This window comes from Pseudomonas sp. Irchel 3H7 (genome assembly GCF_900187605.1).
In the GTDB taxonomy this organism is placed as follows: Bacteria; Pseudomonadota; Gammaproteobacteria; order Pseudomonadales; family Pseudomonadaceae; genus Aquipseudomonas.
This window is the reverse complement of record NZ_FYEA01000005.1, coordinates 376,823-392,414: the sequence shown is the minus strand read 5'-3', so window position 1 is coordinate 392,414 and position 15,592 is coordinate 376,823. Positions and strand designations below refer to the sequence as shown.

Annotated in this window: 14 protein-coding genes; 7 read left to right on the top strand and 7 right to left on the bottom strand. The window is 60.5% G+C overall.

From position 1 onward, the window contains the following. Positions 1–70: 70 nt before the first annotated feature. Both CKW38_RS12230 and CKW38_RS12225 read left to right on the top strand, forming a co-directional pair. The gene (locus CKW38_RS12230) at positions 71–1,969 is read left to right on the top strand and encodes an FTR1 family protein (RefSeq protein ID WP_095112848.1); all 1,899 of its coding nucleotides are present in this window, start codon (positions 71–73) and stop codon (positions 1,967–1,969) included. A gap of 134 nt (positions 1,970–2,103) precedes the next feature. Further along, positions 2,104–2,559, top strand: coding sequence for a YaiI/YqxD family protein (locus CKW38_RS12225; RefSeq protein WP_007911138.1), 456 nt, complete (start codon positions 2,104–2,106; stop codon positions 2,557–2,559). 153 nt (positions 2,560–2,712) lie between these two features. On the opposite strand, the gene elbB is transcribed toward CKW38_RS12225, so the two are convergent. Together elbB and CKW38_RS12215 are read right to left on the bottom strand one after the other, a co-directional pair. After that, entirely contained in the window at positions 2,713–3,381 is a 669-nt protein-coding gene (gene elbB / locus CKW38_RS12220) for an isoprenoid biosynthesis glyoxalase ElbB (RefSeq protein ID WP_007911139.1), read from the bottom strand. 280 nt (positions 3,382–3,661) lie between these two features. Then, positions 3,662–4,312, bottom strand: a complete 651-nt coding sequence (locus CKW38_RS12215; RefSeq protein WP_095112847.1) for a DedA family protein — start codon at positions 4,310–4,312, stop codon at positions 3,662–3,664. Between the two features lie 207 nt (positions 4,313–4,519). Here CKW38_RS12215 and hemB point away from each other — a divergent pair, with 207 nt between their 5' ends. Both hemB and ppk1 read left to right on the top strand, forming a co-directional pair. Beyond that, on the top strand, positions 4,520–5,533 hold the full coding sequence (hemB, locus tag CKW38_RS12210) for a porphobilinogen synthase (RefSeq protein WP_007950076.1): 1,014 nt from the start codon (positions 4,520–4,522) through the stop codon (positions 5,531–5,533). An 18-nt stretch (positions 5,534–5,551) separates the two neighbouring features. Then, entirely contained in the window at positions 5,552–7,777 is a 2,226-nt protein-coding gene (gene ppk1, locus CKW38_RS12205) for a polyphosphate kinase 1 (protein WP_034152005.1), read from the top strand. A gap of 254 nt (positions 7,778–8,031) precedes the next feature. Here ppk1 and ppx read toward each other — a convergent pair whose 3' ends face one another. The 5 genes from ppx to CKW38_RS12180 all read right to left on the bottom strand — a co-directional run bounded on the left by ppx (position 8,032) and on the right by CKW38_RS12180 (position 12,601). Continuing rightward, positions 8,032–9,534 carry an exopolyphosphatase gene (gene ppx / locus CKW38_RS12200; protein ID WP_007911145.1) on the bottom strand — a complete coding sequence of 501 codons (1,503 nt, stop codon included), beginning with the start codon at positions 9,532–9,534 and terminating at the stop codon, positions 8,032–8,034. 220 nt (positions 9,535–9,754) lie between these two features. Then, positions 9,755–10,492: an amino acid ABC transporter ATP-binding protein gene (locus CKW38_RS12195; protein ID WP_007911148.1), complete on the bottom strand. Its 738-nt coding sequence runs from the start codon at positions 10,490–10,492 to the stop codon at positions 9,755–9,757. Further along, positions 10,479–11,129 (bottom strand): amino acid ABC transporter permease, encoded by a 651-nt coding sequence (locus CKW38_RS12190; RefSeq protein WP_007911158.1) that lies wholly within the window; start codon positions 11,127–11,129, stop codon positions 10,479–10,481. The genes CKW38_RS12195 and CKW38_RS12190 overlap by 14 nt, the downstream gene beginning before the upstream one ends. Continuing rightward, complete coding sequence (locus CKW38_RS12185; RefSeq protein WP_007911165.1) at positions 11,126–11,794, bottom strand: amino acid ABC transporter permease; 669 nt, start codon at positions 11,792–11,794, stop codon at positions 11,126–11,128. The genes CKW38_RS12190 and CKW38_RS12185 overlap by 4 nt, the downstream gene beginning before the upstream one ends. A 21-nt stretch (positions 11,795–11,815) precedes the next feature. After that, positions 11,816–12,601 carry a transporter substrate-binding domain-containing protein gene (locus CKW38_RS12180; RefSeq protein WP_007911166.1) on the bottom strand — a complete coding sequence of 262 codons (786 nt, stop codon included), beginning with the start codon at positions 12,599–12,601 and terminating at the stop codon, positions 11,816–11,818. 256 nt (positions 12,602–12,857) lie between these two features. Between CKW38_RS12180 and CKW38_RS12175 the strand changes: the two genes are divergently transcribed. The 3 genes from CKW38_RS12175 to rho all read left to right on the top strand — a co-directional run bounded on the left by CKW38_RS12175 (position 12,858) and on the right by rho (position 15,525). Next, positions 12,858–13,565, top strand: a complete 708-nt coding sequence (locus tag CKW38_RS12175) for a FadR/GntR family transcriptional regulator (RefSeq protein WP_007911167.1) — start codon at positions 12,858–12,860, stop codon at positions 13,563–13,565. 120 nt (positions 13,566–13,685) lie between these two features. Then, a complete protein-coding gene (gene trxA / locus CKW38_RS12170; RefSeq protein ID WP_003206727.1) occupies positions 13,686–14,015 on the top strand; it encodes a thioredoxin TrxA in 330 nt (109 codons plus the stop codon). 250 nt (positions 14,016–14,265) lie between these two features. Next, complete coding sequence (gene rho, locus CKW38_RS12165; protein ID WP_003229334.1) at positions 14,266–15,525, top strand: transcription termination factor Rho; 1,260 nt, start codon at positions 14,266–14,268, stop codon at positions 15,523–15,525. The last annotated feature ends 67 nt before the right edge of the window (positions 15,526–15,592 follow it).

Genomic DNA, 15,592 nt, shown 5'->3' with positions numbered 1-15,592 from the left:
GACAAAGCTTGAGGGAAACGCGTTCGAAGTGAACAATATGTAACTTCGCATTTCCATTTGAGAATTCTTCATGACTGCCGCGTCCCGTTTCCTGGCCTGGCTGGTGTTCCCGTTGTTTGCCCTGAGCAGCTTCAATCTGCTGGCTGATACCGTGGAAGGCGCACCGCAAGCGCTGCATTTGCTCGATTACATCAGCGCCGACTACCCGCCGACGGTAGCGGCGGGCAAGGTTGTCGATGATTCCGAATACCGCGAGCAACTGGAGTTCACGCGGGCGCTGCAAGGCTTGATCGCCGGCATGCCGGCCAAGCCTGAAAAGGCTGCGCTGGAGCAGGGCGTTGAAGCCTTGCACGCGGCGATCACCGCGAAACAGGACGGCGCCGAAGTGGCCCGACAGGCGCGGCAACTGGGCGCGCAACTGGCGGTGGCGTATGAAGTCAGCCAAGCACCGATCATCACCCCCGATCCCACCCGTGGTGCGCCGCTCTATGCGCAGAATTGCTCGGTGTGCCACGGCGACAGTGGCGCCGGTGACGGCCCGGCGGGGCTCGGCATGACCCCGGCACCGGCCAATCTGCGTGATGCGGCGCGGTTGGATCACCTGAGCTTGTACGCGATCTACAACACCCTTGGCCAAGGCGTCGAAGGCACCGACATGCCGGCGTTTGCCGATCAGCTTGATGATCGCCAGCGTTGGGATCTGGCGACTTACATCGCCGGCTTCAGCGCCGATCCGGCGGCGGCCAAAGCCGAGAAGACTTACAACATCGCCGATCTGGCGCGCCAGACCCCGGCTGAGGTACAGGCCGCCGACGGCGCGCAAGCCGCAGCGACGTTCCGTGCACAACGTGCGCAGCCGCCGCAGGTCAAGCGCGGCCCGGCGCAGTTGCTCGACTACACCGCCGCAACGCTGGACAAGAGCCTTGCCGCGTATCGCGCCGGCGAACACGATCAGGCATACGACCTGTCGGTCGCGGCCTATCTGGAAGGCTTCGAACTGGTCGAGAGCTCGCTGGATAACGTCGACGCCAATGTGCGCAAGGACACAGAAAAATCGCTGATGGCTTACCGGCAATCGTTGCAGGACGGTTTGCCGGTCGAGCAGGCCGAGCAGCGTCTGGAGGCCGCAAAGGCCAAGCTCAAGGAATCCGCCGGGTTGCTCGGCAGCGACGGCCTGAGCTGGTCGCTGAGCTACATTTCCGGCCTGCTGATTCTGCTGCGCGAAGGTCTGGAAGCGATTCTGGTGCTGGCGGCGATTCTTGCGTTCCTGCGCAACACCGGCCAGCAGTCAGCGGTGCGCAGTGTCAACGTCGGTTGGGGCCTGGCGCTGCTGGCCGGCCTCGGCACCTGGGCGTTGGCGGCGTATGTGATCGACGTCAGCGGCTCGCAGCGTGAACTGCTCGAAGGCGCCACGGCGCTGTTTGCCAGTGTCATGGTCTTGTGGCTCGGTGTGTGGATGCATGACCGCCGGCATGCAGCGGCCTGGCAGGATTACATCAAGAGCAGTCTGGTCGGTGGTGGCGGGCGTTTCGGCTTCGCGATTCTGGCGTTCTTCTCGGTGTATCGCGAGCTGTTCGAAGTGATCCTGTTCTACGAAACCCTGTGGCTGCAGGCCGGCCCGGCCGGGCATGACGCGGTCCTCGCCGGTGGCGCGACGGCATTGGTGCTGCTGGTGGGGCTGGCGTGGGTAATCCTGCGCGGTTCGGCGAAACTGCCGTTGACGCTGTTCTTCAGCATCAACGCCGCGTTGCTCTGCGCGTTGTCGGTGGTGTTTGCCGGGCATGGCGTGAAGGCGTTGCAGGAAGCCGGAATCTTTGGCACGCGGCCGGTGGCGTTCTTTGAATTCGACTGGCTGGGGATTCATGCCGATGCCTATTCGCTGACGGCGCAAGCGGTGGCGATTCTGGCGATTGTGGTGTTGTATGGGCGTAGTTGGGTGGCGGAGAAGCGGCGGGTTTCGGCTGTTTGATTGAGTGCTCCCTTAAAAGATCGCAGCCTTCGGCAGCTCCTACATGGGCGTAGCATGTCGCAATATTGCGGCGCGACGCGCACTCTGTAGGCGTTGCCGAAGGCTGCGATCTTTTGCTTTTAGAGGTAAAGAAAATGCGTGTATGGATCGATGCCGACGCCTGCCCACGGGCGGCGAAGGATCTGGTGGTGAAGTTCGCCCTCAAGCGCCAGTTCGAAGTGGTGCTGGTGGCCGGGCAGCCGCAGATCAAGCCGGGGCTGGCCATCGTCAAACTGATCGTGGTGCCGAGCGGCCCGGATGCGGCAGACGATTATCTGGTCGAGCACGCGGTACCGGGGGAGCTGGTGATTTGCAGCGATATTCCATTGGCCGATCGTTTGGTGAAGAAGGGCGTGGCGGCGCTGGATCCACGCGGCAAGGAGTTCGATGCGCAGAACATGGGCGAGCGCTTGGCCGTGCGCAATCTGTTCACTGATCTGCGCGAACAAGGCCAGATGAGCGGCGGACCGGCGCCGTTTGGCGATCGCGAGAAACAGGCGTTTGCCAATGCGCTGGACCGGATCCTGACCCGACTGACGCGCAAACCCTGAGCCTTATGACGATCATTCCCACGCTCCGCGTGGGAATGCATCTTGGGACGCTCTGCGTTCCGGTCTTACCGCAAATGTAACGCCAAAGTGAGCAGGCGCGGAGCGCCAATGGCGGCATTCCCACGCAGAGCGTGGGAACGATCATACGGGGAATCAGGCGTCGTTTTCGTGGGTCAGTTCGAGGACGCGATCCACGAGCTTGTTGATCCCCGAAGCCGCCTCACTGATGTTCTGCGCCAGCATGTAAGCCGGGGTCGTCACCAGTTTGCGCGCCTTGTCTTCGATGATTTCCGTCACCGCGCAGTCTTCATGAGTGGCACCCATCTTGTTCATCGCCGTGGCGGTGTCGGCGTCGTTGCCGATGGTGCAGGTCACGCCCGGGCCATAGATCTTCGCCGCCAATGCCGGGGAAATGCACATCAGGCCCACCGGTTTGCCTGCTTCGGCGAATGCTTCGGCCAAGGCCAGCACTTGCGGCTGCACGGTGCAGCCCGCGCCTTCAACGGCAAAGTTCGAAAGGTTCTTCGCCGCACCAAACCCGCCCGGCACGATCAGCGCATCGAAGTCGTCGACATCGGCGTCGCGGATGTCCTTGATGTTGCCGCGGGCAATGCGCGCCGATTCCACCAGGACGTTGCGCGACTCGGGCATTTCTTCGCCGGTCAGGTGATTTATCACATGCAATTGCGCGATGTTCGGGGCGAAGCACTGTACCTGCGCGCCACGTTGGTCGAGGCGCAGCAGGGTGATGACGCTTTCATGGATTTCGGCGCCGTCGTACACGCCACTGCCGGACAGGATCACTGCAACTTTTTTGCTCATGGGTTTCTCTCCAGATTCATGGCGCTAAATGTCCACTAAATTGTCGCGCGTTGCCATAGGCTCAAGAGCTGGCGGCACCTGCATGGAGCGCTTTCTACATGGATCGCAACAACGGCGGGGTGTTCATTATTTGCGGTTGCCTGCTGCGAAAACGAGCGGGAGATTTTTCGCGTGAGAACGCCGCTGGCGAACGGCAGTCCGCTAGCGCAGAGGGGGCAAATGATTGAAAGAGGCGGCCAGCCCGCGCTGTGCGCAGGGCTGTACGCCAGTCGCCAGCGAGTTACTCGGCTGGCGTCTTCGGTTCGGCAGGTTTGGCCACTTCGGCTTGACTCAGCAGTGCCGCTTTCGCGGCTTGCTCGTCGGCGTAGATCTGTTTGGCCAGCCGCGCATTCTTGAAGCGGCGGCGCAGCCACAGACCGACACCCAGCACCAGCAACGCACCCAGCACCCACAGCTCGTACTTCTTGATGCTGCCGAGCATGCCTTCCAGCACTGCACCGAAGTGGTAAGCGGCGGCGGCCAGCGCGGTCGCCCAGATCGCCGCACCGATGCCGTTGAGCAGCAGATAACGTCCCGGCGGATAACCCGACAGGCCGATCGCCACCGGCATCACCGTGCGCAGACCGTAAACGAAACGGAAGCTCAACACCCAAATGTCAGGATGCTTGCGAATGTGCTCCAGCGCGCGGTCGCCCATCAGCTGCCAGCGCGGTTTGCGCGCGAGCAATTTGCGCCCGTGTTTGCGGCCGAGGAAGTACCACAGCTGATCGCCGGCATAGCTGCCGCAGAACGCCACGACCACCACCAGGTTGATGTCCATGTATCCACGGAACGCGAGGAAGCCCGCGAGCACCAGGATGGTTTCGCCTTCGAAGAACGTGCCGAGGAACAAGGCAAAATAGCCAAAGTCATGCAGAAATTGTTGGAGCATTGTCTGGGTGCTGGCGAAATGAACGCGCAGCCTAACCCTTCGGACACATTCATGAAAGTGTCCAAATGTGTCTCGACGTGAACAATTCCTACACTGAGAATGGAATGCGGCTACACGTCACAGGTCTCACACAACTGTCATCTGTTCGTCATAATGGCCGTCTATAACTGTCACGCTCGCCCGTTTGCGCGGGCTCAGGAGTCTGCCGTGAGCTTTACCCCCGCCAATCGTCTGTTCCCTGCCACTCGCCTGCGTCGCAACCGTCGTGATGATTTTTCGCGTCGGCTGGTGCGGGAAAATGTGCTGACGGTCGATGACCTGATCCTGCCGGTGTTCGTGCTCGACGGTGAAAACCGCCGCGAAGCCGTGGCTTCGATGCCTGGGGTAGAGCGGCTGACTATCGACTTGCTGCTGGAAGAGGCGGCGAAGTGGGTCGAGCTGGGGATTCCGGCGCTGGCGCTGTTCCCGGTCACCCCTCCTGAACTCAAATCCCTCGACGCCGCCGAAGCCTGGAACCCCGAAGGCATCGCCCAGCGCGCCACCCGCGCCCTGCGTGAGCGTTTTCCGGAACTGGGGGTGATCACCGACGTCGCGCTCGATCCGTTCACCACCCACGGTCAGGACGGCATCCTCGACGAAGAAGGCTACGTGCAGAACGACATTACTGTCGACGCACTGGTCCGCCAGGCCTTGTCCCATGCCGAAGCCGGCGCTCAGGTAGTCGCGCCTTCGGACATGATGGACGGTCGCATTCAGGCGATCCGCGAAGCGCTGGAAATCGCCGGCCACGTCAATGTGCGGATCATGGCGTATTCGGCCAAGTACGCCAGCGCCTATTACGGCCCGTTCCGCGATGCCGTGGGTTCAGCCTCGAACCTCGGCAAGGCGAACAAAGCCTCTTATCAGATGGACCCGGCCAACAGCGACGAAGCGCTGCACGAAGTCGGTGCGGACTTGTCTGAAGGCGCGGACATGGTCATGGTCAAACCGGGCATGCCCTACCTGGACATTCTTTTCCGGGTAAAAGATGCCTTCAAAGTGCCGACCTTCGTCTACCAGGTTAGCGGCGAATACGCCATGCACATGGCGGCAATCCAGAATGGCTGGTTGAGCGAGGCGGTGATTGTCGAATCACTGACCGCCTTTAAACGTGCCGGCGCTGATGGCATCCTGACTTACTTTGCTGTCCGCGCCGCTCAATTGTTACGAGAGCAGAAATAGCCCTCCCAGGAACATTCAATGAATACCGAAGGACTCACGGAAGTTGCAGTAAAAGAAGCTCAACCGGTGGTCGAGCAAATCACCGAAACCCCGCCGGAGCTGGAGCCTGCGCCACCCGCGCCAGTCACCGAACCTGTTGCGGCGGCGCCAGTGATTGCCATACCGGGCCTGGATGACAGCAGCCTGTACATCCACCGTGAGCTTTCGCAACTGCAATTCAATATCCGCGTGCTGGAACAGGCGCTGGATGAGTCCTATCCGTTGCTGGAACGCTTGAAGTTCCTGCTGATCTTCTCCAGCAACCTCGATGAATTCTTTGAAATCCGCGTCGCCGGTCTGAAGAAACAGATCACTTTCGCCCGGGAGCAGGCCGGAGCTGATGGCTTGCAACCGCATCAGGCGCTGGCGCGGATCAGCGAGCTGGTCCACGGTCATGTTGATCGTCAGTACGCGATCCTCAACGACATTCTGTTGCCGGAGCTGGAAAAGCATCAGGTGCGCTTCATCCGTCGCCGCCACTGGACGGTCAAGATCAAAACCTGGGTGCGCCGCTATTTCCGCGACGAGATCGCACCGATCATCACCCCGATCGGGCTCGACCCGACGCACCCGTTCCCGTTGCTGGTGAACAAGAGCCTGAACTTCATCGTCGAGCTGGAAGGCATCGACGCCTTCGGTCGCGACTCCGGTCTGGCAATCATCCCGGCGCCGCGCTTGCTGCCACGGATCATCAAGGTGCCGGAAGAAGTCGGCGGCCCCGGCGACAACTATGTGTTCCTGTCGTCGATGATCCACGCTCACGCCGATGACCTGTTCCAAGGCATGAAGGTAAAAGGCTGCTACCAGTTCCGTCTGACCCGAAACGCCGACCTGGCGCTCGACTCCGAAGATGTCGAAGACCTGGCCCGCGCCCTGCGTGGCGAGTTGTTCTCGCGTCGTTACGGTGATGCGGTGCGTCTGGAAGTCGCCGACACTTGCCCGAAACATCTTTCGGACTACCTGCTCAAGCAGTTCAACCTGAGCGAGAGCGAGCTGTATCAGGTCAACGGCCCGGTCAACCTGACGCGGCTGTTCAGCATCACCGGGCTCGACAGCCATCCGGAGCTGCAATACACGCCGTTCACCCCGCAGATCCCGAAACTGCTGCAGAACAGTGAAAACATCTTCAGCGTGGTCAGCAAGCAGGACATCCTCTTGCTGCACCCATTCGAGTCGTTCACCCCGGTGGTCGACCTGCTGCGTCAAGCCGCCAAAGACCCGCACGTTCTCGCTGTGCGTCAGACCCTGTACCGTTCCGGCGCCAACTCCGAAATCGTCGATGCGCTGGTGGATGCCGCGCGTAACGGCAAGGAAGTGACGGCGGTCATCGAGCTGCGTGCGCGGTTCGACGAAGAGTCCAACCTGCAACTGGCCAGCCGTCTGCAAGCGGCCGGTGCGGTGGTGATCTACGGCGTGGTCGGCTTCAAGACCCACGCCAAGATGATGCTGATCCTGCGGCGTGAGGCCGGCGAAATCGTCCGTTACGCGCATCTCGGCACCGGTAACTACCACGCCGGTAACGCCAAGCTGTACACCGACTACAGCCTGCTGACCTCCGACGATGCCTTGTGCGAAGACGTTGGCAAACTGTTCAGCCAGTTGATCGGCATGGGTAAAACCCTGCGCATGAAGAAGCTGCTGCATGCGCCGTTCACCCTGAAGAAGGGCATGCTCGACATGATCACCCGCGAGACGCAATTTGCGCTCGACGGCAAACCGGCGCACATCATCGCCAAGTTCAACTCGCTGACCGATCCGAAGATCATCCGCGCGCTGTACAAGGCCAGCCAGTCCGGTGTGCGCATCGATCTGGTGGTGCGCGGCATGTGCTGCCTGCGTCCGGGGATTGCCGGGGTTTCGCACAACATTCATGTGCGCTCGATCATCGGCCGCTTCCTTGAGCACACGCGAGTGTTCTACTTCCTCAATGGCGGTGATGAGCAGATGTTCCTCTCCAGTGCCGACTGGATGGAGCGCAACCTCGACAAACGCGTCGAGACTTGCTTCCCTGTCGAAGGCAAAAAGCTGCTGACCCGGGTGAAGAAAGAGCTGGAGCTGTACCTGACTGATAACACTCATAGCTGGAGCTTGCAGTCGGATGGCCGTTACATCCGCAACACGCCGACCGGCAACCAGAACCCGAGGAGTGCGCAGGCGACGTTGCTGGAACGGTTGGGTAGCCCGATATTGCCGGTGAGCAGCTAAAGCCAAGAGCAAGAGCCCCTCACCCTAGCCCTCTCCCGAAGGGAGAGGGGACTGATCGAGGTGTCTCACGCTATACGCCGACCTGAGAAATCGAGTCGAACTCGGGTTTTGAAAAGTCCACAAATCGGCTCCCTCTCCCTCGGGAGAGGGCTGGGGTGAGGGGCATCGATCTCACGTACACCACTAAATCCCAGCCGAACACCCAATAAAAAAGGCGATCCAGAAGGATCGCTTTTTTTATGCCCAATCGAGGCTCAGTGGACCGTGAGCACAATCCCCACCCGCGTCAGCCAATCCGCCTCAAGCCCGAAATCCGCCTGAGTCAGCTGATTCTCATCCAGCCAGTTCTCCGGGAATTCCACATCCAAGGTGTTGCCCTTGGCGTGCAATACCACCTGCGGCATGGTCTGGGTGCCACGAATGTGGTGGAACAGGATCGCAAAGCGCAGCAGCACGCACAGACGGATCAGCTTGTCGCCGTCGTCACCGAAATCGGCAAACTTGTCCTTGGGAATGTTGCGGCGGTGGCCGCGCACCAATAGCGCGAGCATCTGTTGGTCTTCGCGGGAGAACCCGGCGAGGTCCGAGTGCTCGATCAGGTAGGCGCCGTGCTTGTGGTAGTGATAGTGCGCGATGTCGAGGCCGACTTCGTGAACTTTCGCCGCCCAGCCAAGGAGTTCGCGCCAGATGCCGTCATCCAGCTCCCAGTCCGCCGCCACCTGATCAAACGCGTGCAAGGCTTTGCGTTCAACTCGTGCGGCCTGTTCCAGATCGACGTGATAGCGCTCCATCAGCGAGGTCAGGGTGCGTTCGCGCACGTCTTCGTGATGATGGCGACCGAGCAGGTCATAGAGCACGCCTTCACGCAGGGCGCCGTCGCAGTGATCCATGCGTTGCAGTTCGAGGGCGTCGAAAATCGCTTCGAGAATCGCCAGACCCGCCGGGAAAATGGTCCGGCGATCCGGCTTGATGCCTTCAAAATCGATCTTGTCGACGTCACCGAGCTTGAACAGACGACGCTTGAGCCAGGCCAAGCCTTCGGCGTTCACTTCGCCGGTGCCGTGACCGCCGGCCTTCAGGGCCAGACCGATGGCGCGGATGGTGCCCGAGGAACCGATGGCTTCATCCCAGGTCAGGCGATGCAGGGCATGTTCGATGCTCATGATCTCCAGCCGCGCCGCCGTGTATGCCTGGGCGTAGCGGGCCGGGGTGATCTTGCCGTCCTTGAAGTAGCGCTGGGTGAAGCTGACGCAGCCCATCTGCAGACTTTCGCGCAGCAGCGGCTCGAAACGCTGGCCGATGATGAACTCGGTACTGCCGCCGCCGATGTCGGCGACCAGACGTTTGCCCGGGGTGTCGGCGAGGGTGTGCGATACGCCCAGATAAATCAGTCGCGCTTCTTCACGACCGGAAATCACTTCCACCGGGTGACCGAGGATTTCTTCGGCGCGGTGGATGAATTCGAGGCGGTTGCGCGCTTCACGCAGGGCGTTGGTGCCGACGATGCGCACGGCGCCGAGCGGCATACCGTTGATCAGTTGGGCAAAGCGCTTGAGGCAATCGAGGCCGCGTTGCATCGATTCTTCGTTGAGTTTGCGCTCATCGTCGATACCGGCAGCCAGTTGAACCTTCTCGCCAAGGCGCTCGAGAATGCGGATTTCGCCGTTCTGGGCCTTGGCCACGACCATGTGAAAGCTGTTCGAGCCCAGGTCGATTGCGGCGATCAGGGACAGATTCTTGGCTTGGGATTGCGGCATGGTCAGGGGGTCTCGGTCGATAACCCCGACATCGTGCCACGATCAAACGCTGGCGCCAACGCACACGGTTCAAACCGCCGGAGCGCGCACCCCGAACCTGATCGTTCCCACGCTCTGCGTGGGAATGCCTCACTGGACGCTCTGCGTCCGCTTTTGGGACGCTCTGCGTCCTTGGCTGCATTCCCACGCGGAGCGTGGGAACGATCAGGATGAGGCGGATTCAGGCTGTTGCTTCAACTGTGCCAATAAAGTTCGCCAGCTCCGCCGTCTGCGGATTGGCAAACAGCACCTTCGGATCCCCCACCTCATGCACCTTGCCGTGGTGCATGAACACCAGTTTGTCGCCGACCTCGCGGGCAAAGCGCATTTCGTGGGTGACCATGATCAGCGTCATGCCTTCCTTGGCTAATTGCCGCACGACGCTGAGGACTTCGTTGACCAGTTCCGGATCGAGCGCCGAGGTGATCTCATCACAGAGCAACACTTTCGGCGACATCGCCAACGCCCGGGCAATCGCCACGCGCTGTTGCTGGCCGCCGGACAAGCGATCCGGGAAGGCATCGAATTTTTCCCCGAGACCAACCCGTTCGAGCATCTCGCGCGCCAGTTCCGCAGCCTTGGCCTTCGGCACTTTCTGCACCACTTGGGGCGCGAGCATGACGTTTTCGCCCACGGTCAGGTGCGGGAACAGGTTGAACTGCTGAAAGACCATGCCGACCTTCTGCCGCAAGCTGCGCAAATCGGCGCGGGCAGCGTCGAGGTATTCGCCGTCGACTTCGATCACGCCGTCGTTGATCGACTCCAGGCCATTGAGGGTGCGCAGCAGGGTGGATTTGCCCGAGCCGCTGCGGCCGATGATCGCCACCACCTGGCCTTCCTCGACGCTGAGGTCGATACCTTTGAGTACGTGGTGATCGCCGTAGTATTTATGCAGGGCGGAAATTCTAAGCAGAGGCATGCAGTCTCCTTTCCAGGTAGCGCGCACTGAGGGACAACGGGTAGCAGAGCAGGAAGTAACCGAGGGCGACGAGGCCGTAGACCATGAACGGTTCGAATGTGGCGTTGGCGAGCATGCCGCCGGTCTTGGTCAATTCGGTGAAGCCGATAATCGAGGTCACGGCAGTGCCTTTGACCACTTGCACCGAGAAACCCACGGTCGGCGCCACGGCAATGCGTAGCGCTTGCGGCAGGATCACGTAGCGCAGTTGCTCCAGCGGATTGAGCGCCAGACTCGCCGAGGCTTCCCACTGGCCATTGGAGATCGACTCGACGCAGCCGCGCCAGATCTCTGCCAGATAGGCGCTGGTGAACAAGGTCAGGGCAATCGCCGCGGCCATCCACGGCGAGATTTCGATCCCCGCCAAGGCGACACCGAAGAACACCAGAAACAGCTGCATCAACAGCGGCGTGCCCTGGAACAGTTCGATCCAGGTGCGGGCAATGCTGCTCGACACAGAGTTTTTCGAGATGCGCATGATCAGGATCAGCAACCCGACGATCCCGCCGCCAATAAACGCCACCAGCGACAACGCCAGCGTCCATTGCAGGCCGACGAGCAGGTTGCGCAGGATGTCCCAGAAAGTGAAATCGCTCATGCGCGGCTCCTGCTGATGTAGCGCCGGCCGATCCAGTTCAGCAGTTGGCGAATCAGCAGCGCCATGCACAGGTAGATCAGCGTGGTCAGCGCATAGGTTTCAAAGGCGCGGAAGTTGCGCGACTGAATGAAGTTAGCGGCAAAGCTCAGCTCTTCGGTGGCGATCTGCGAACACACCGCCGAGCCGAGCATGACGATGATGATCTGGCTACTCAGCGCCGGCCAGACCTTGCCCAGCGCCGGCAGCAGGACCACGTGGCGGAATGCCTCGAAGCGCGTCATCGCCAGCGCCGCAGCGGCTTCCAGTTGCCCGCGCGGAATCGCCTGAATGCCGGCGCGGATAATTTCCGTCGAATAGGCTCCGAGGTTGATCACCATCGCCAGCACCGCCGCTTGCCACTCGGAAATCTGCACGCCCAGCGACGGCAGGCCGAAGAAGATAAAGAACAACTGCACCAGAAACGGCGTGTTGCGGATCAACTCGACGTAGACGCCGAAGATCGCCGAGAACGGGCGGATGTTCCACGCCCGCACCAGCGCCCCGACAATCCCGACGCCGACCCCGAGCAACGCACCGATGGCCGTCAGCTCAAGGGTGAACAGCGCCCCGCGCAGCAACAGGTCGGTGTTTTCCACCACCGGCATGAAATCGAACTGATAAGCCATGAAGGTCTCCCGCGCAGTCGATCAGAGATCGGCCGGCAGCGGCTCTTTCAGCCAGGTCTGCGAGTTCTTTTCCAGGGCGCCGTCAGCCTTGGCGGTGGTCAGGATGTCGTTGACCTTGGCCAGCAGCGCCGCTTCGTTCTTGTTCACGCCGACGTAGACCGGCGAATCCTTGAGCTTCACTTTCAGCGCCGGCACACGCTTCGGGTTCTTTTCACTGATCGCGACCATCACCACGTTGCCGCTGGCGATCAGGTCGACTTGCCCGGCGAGGTAGGCGGCGATGGTCGAGTTGTTGTCTTCGAAGCGCTTGATGGTGACGCCTTCCGGAGCGACTTTGGTCAACTCGATGTCTTCGATGGCGCCACGGGTAACGCTGATGGTTTTGCCCTTGAGGTCGTCGAGGCTGGCGATCGCCGCGTCTGGCGGGCCGAACACGGCGAGGTAGAAGGGGGCGTAGGCGCGGGAGAAGTCGATGACTTTCTCACGCTCCGGGTTCTTGCCCAGGCTGGAGATCACCAGGTCGACCTTGCCGGTGGTCAGGAACGGGATGCGGTTGGTGCTGTTGACCGGGGTCAGTTCGAGTTTGACCTTGAGCTGGTCGGCCAGCAGTTTTGCGGTGTCGATGTCCAGGCCGCGCGGCTTCATGTCCGGGCCGACCGAGCCGAACGGCGGGAAGTCCTGCGGTACGGCGACTTTCAGCGTGCCGCGTTTGACCACGTCGTCGAGACCGTCGGCGTGGGCGGGAGCCTGGCTGAGCAACAGAGAGGAAAACAGGGCGGCGAGGAGGGCGCTGTAACGCTTGGTCATGGACAATCTCCGGATCGGCGAGAAGTGATTTCTGCGTTCGGACAGAGCACGGGCCGTGCCAATACGCGGTTTTCGCCCCGGCAGGCCATGGTTTTAGCGGGTTTGTTCGGTCTTACTGGTCTGAACAGTCAGGTTGTTTTTCGCACTGCCATGGCGCACCGGCGTGGTTCACCGAACCCCGCTGGGGCACGACTTGCCGGACTCGCCGAATAGCTTTACAACTAGCCGCACATTGGCCTGGCGCGTCCGAAAAACCATGAATTCGATTTCCCGTGCGGTACCCGAAGTGGCGCTGCAAGCGATCCGCAAACTGATCACCGAACAGGGTTTCGGTGCGGGTGATGCTTTGCCTTCGCAGCGGGACCTGGCGCTGCAACTGGGCGTCAGCCGGGCGTCGTTGCGTGAGGCGTTGTCCTCGCTGAGTGCGTTGGGTGTGGTCAGTATTCAGCCGGGCAAAGGCGTGTTCGTGCAGTCGCCAGTGGAATTGTCGCGCGGCGATAGCGCGCCGGGGTGGTCATTTGCGGCGCAAGCGTCGCCGCTGGATATCTTTCAATTGCGCTATGCGCTCGAAGGGTTTGCCGCCGGGCTGGCAGCGGTGACGTTGAGTACTTTCGATCTGGATGCGCTGGAAGACAATGTCGCGGCCATGCGCGAGCAATTGAAGGCTGGCGACTTTGAGGCTGCGGCGAAACTCGACTTCGAATTCCACCGCCGCATCCTGCTGGCCAGCGGCAATCAGGCGATGTTGAGCATCCTCACCGCCAGCGCCGAGATGTTCCTGGAGAGCCAGAAACTACCGTTCATCCGCGCCGAACGTGCGATGGAAACCTGGCAGGAGCACCGCAAGATCCTGCGCGCCCTCGCACGTCGGGCGTCCGGCGCTGCGCAAAAAGCCATGCAGGAACATGTGCGCAACGCGGCCCTGCGCACCGGAATTTCCTTCATTGCCCCCGCCACGGCGTGACTTGAGCTATACCCAAACTCATCGAGTGCCATAGCAAGACTCAATCAACTGCGGCTTCCTGAACAGGGGAAGGGCGGCTATGATGGGCCACGTTTTTTTGCTTACAACCTGGAGAATTCCATGAGCAGCGATCTTATCAAACACGTTAGCGACGCTAGCTTCGAAGCCGACGTACTCAAGGCCGAAGGCGCTGTCCTGGTCGATTACTGGGCTGAATGGTGCGGTCCTTGCAAAATGATCGCTCCGGTTCTGGACGAGATTGCCGAGACTTACAAAGGCAAGCTGACCGTTGCCAAACTGAACATCGACGAAAACCAGGAAACCCCGGCCAAGCACGGCGTGCGTGGTATCCCGACGCTGATGCTGTTCAAGAACGGCAACGTTGAAGCGACCAAAGTCGGCGCCCTGTCGAAGTCGCAACTGGCGGCTTTCCTCGACGCCAACATCTAAGCGTCGCTGTAAAGTGCCTGAAAAAAAGCCCCGCAAAATAGCGGGGCTTTTTGCGTATTCAGGGCTAGACGCTCCGAAACTCAGGTGGTACATTCGGCCCCGCACTGGTTTCTCCATTGCCCCCTGCTAGCCGTCGCCGACGCACTCCTTTTCGAATTAGTTCGCGATCCTGTCGCCTTCTCCGCGGCGCGGCCTCATTAAGCCAAAAGCTTAATTTCCCCCCCTCCATAAATGATTACGTCATTCCTATATGAATCTGACTGAACTCAAGCAAAAGCCGATTACCGAACTGCTCGAATTGGCCGAACAGATGGGCATAGAAAATATGGCCCGTTCGCGCAAGCAGGACGTGATTTTCTCCCTGCTGAAAAAGCACGCGAAAAGCGGCGAGGAAATCTCCGGTGATGGCGTGCTGGAGATTCTCCAGGACGGCTTCGGCTTCCTGCGCTCCGCTGACGCTTCCTACCTGGCCGGCCCGGACGATATCTACGTCTCGCCAAGCCAGATCCGCCGTTTCAACTTGCGCACCGGTGACACCATCGTTGGCAAGATCCGCCCTCCGAAGGAAGGCGAGCGGTATTTCGCCCTGCTCAAGGTCGACACGATCAACTTCGATCGTCCCGAGAACGCGAAAAACAAGATTCTCTTCGAGAACCTGACCCCGCTGTTCCCGACCGTGCGCATGAAGATGGAAGCCGGTAACGGTTCCACCGAAGACTTGACCGGTCGTGTAATCGACCTGTGCGCCCCGATCGGCAAAGGCCAGCGTGGTCTGATCGTTGCACCGCCGAAAGCCGGTAAAACGATCATGCTGCAAAACATCGCAGCGAACATCGCCCGTAACAACCCTGAAGTTCACCTGATCGTGCTGCTGATCGACGAGCGTCCGGAAGAAGTAACCGAAATGCAGCGCACCGTGCGCGGCGAAGTGGTTGCCTCGACCTTCGATGAGCCGCCGACCCGTCACGTGCAGGTCGCTGAAATGGTGATCGAGAAGGCCAAGCGCCTGGTCGAGCACAAGAAAGACGTGGTGATCCTGCTCGACTCCATCACCCGTCTGGCCCGTGCCTACAACACCGTGATCCCGAGCTCCGGCAAGGTTTTGACCGGTGGTGTCGATGCCCACGCCCTCGAGAAGCCGAAACGCTTCTTCGGTGCTGCGCGTAACATCGAAGAAGGCGGCTCGCTGACCATTATCGCCACCGCGCTGGTTGAAACCGGCTCGAAGATGGACGAAGTGATCTACGAAGAGTTCAAGGGTACCGGCAACATGGAACTGCCTCTGGATCGCAAGATCGCCGAGAAGCGTGTGTTCCCGGCCATCAACATCAACCGCTCCGGCACCCGCCGCGAAGAGTTGCTGACTGCCGACGACGAACTGCAGCGTATGTGGATCCTGCGCAAGCTGCTGCACCCGATGGACGAAGTGGCTGCCATCGAGTTCCTGGTCGACAAGCTGAAGACGACCAAGACCAACGACGAGTTCTTCTTGTCGATGAAGCGCAAGTAATACGCAAGCCGTTTGAAAAAAGCGTCCGAAAGGGCGCTTTTTTTTGCCTTGAATTATTTGTATCTGG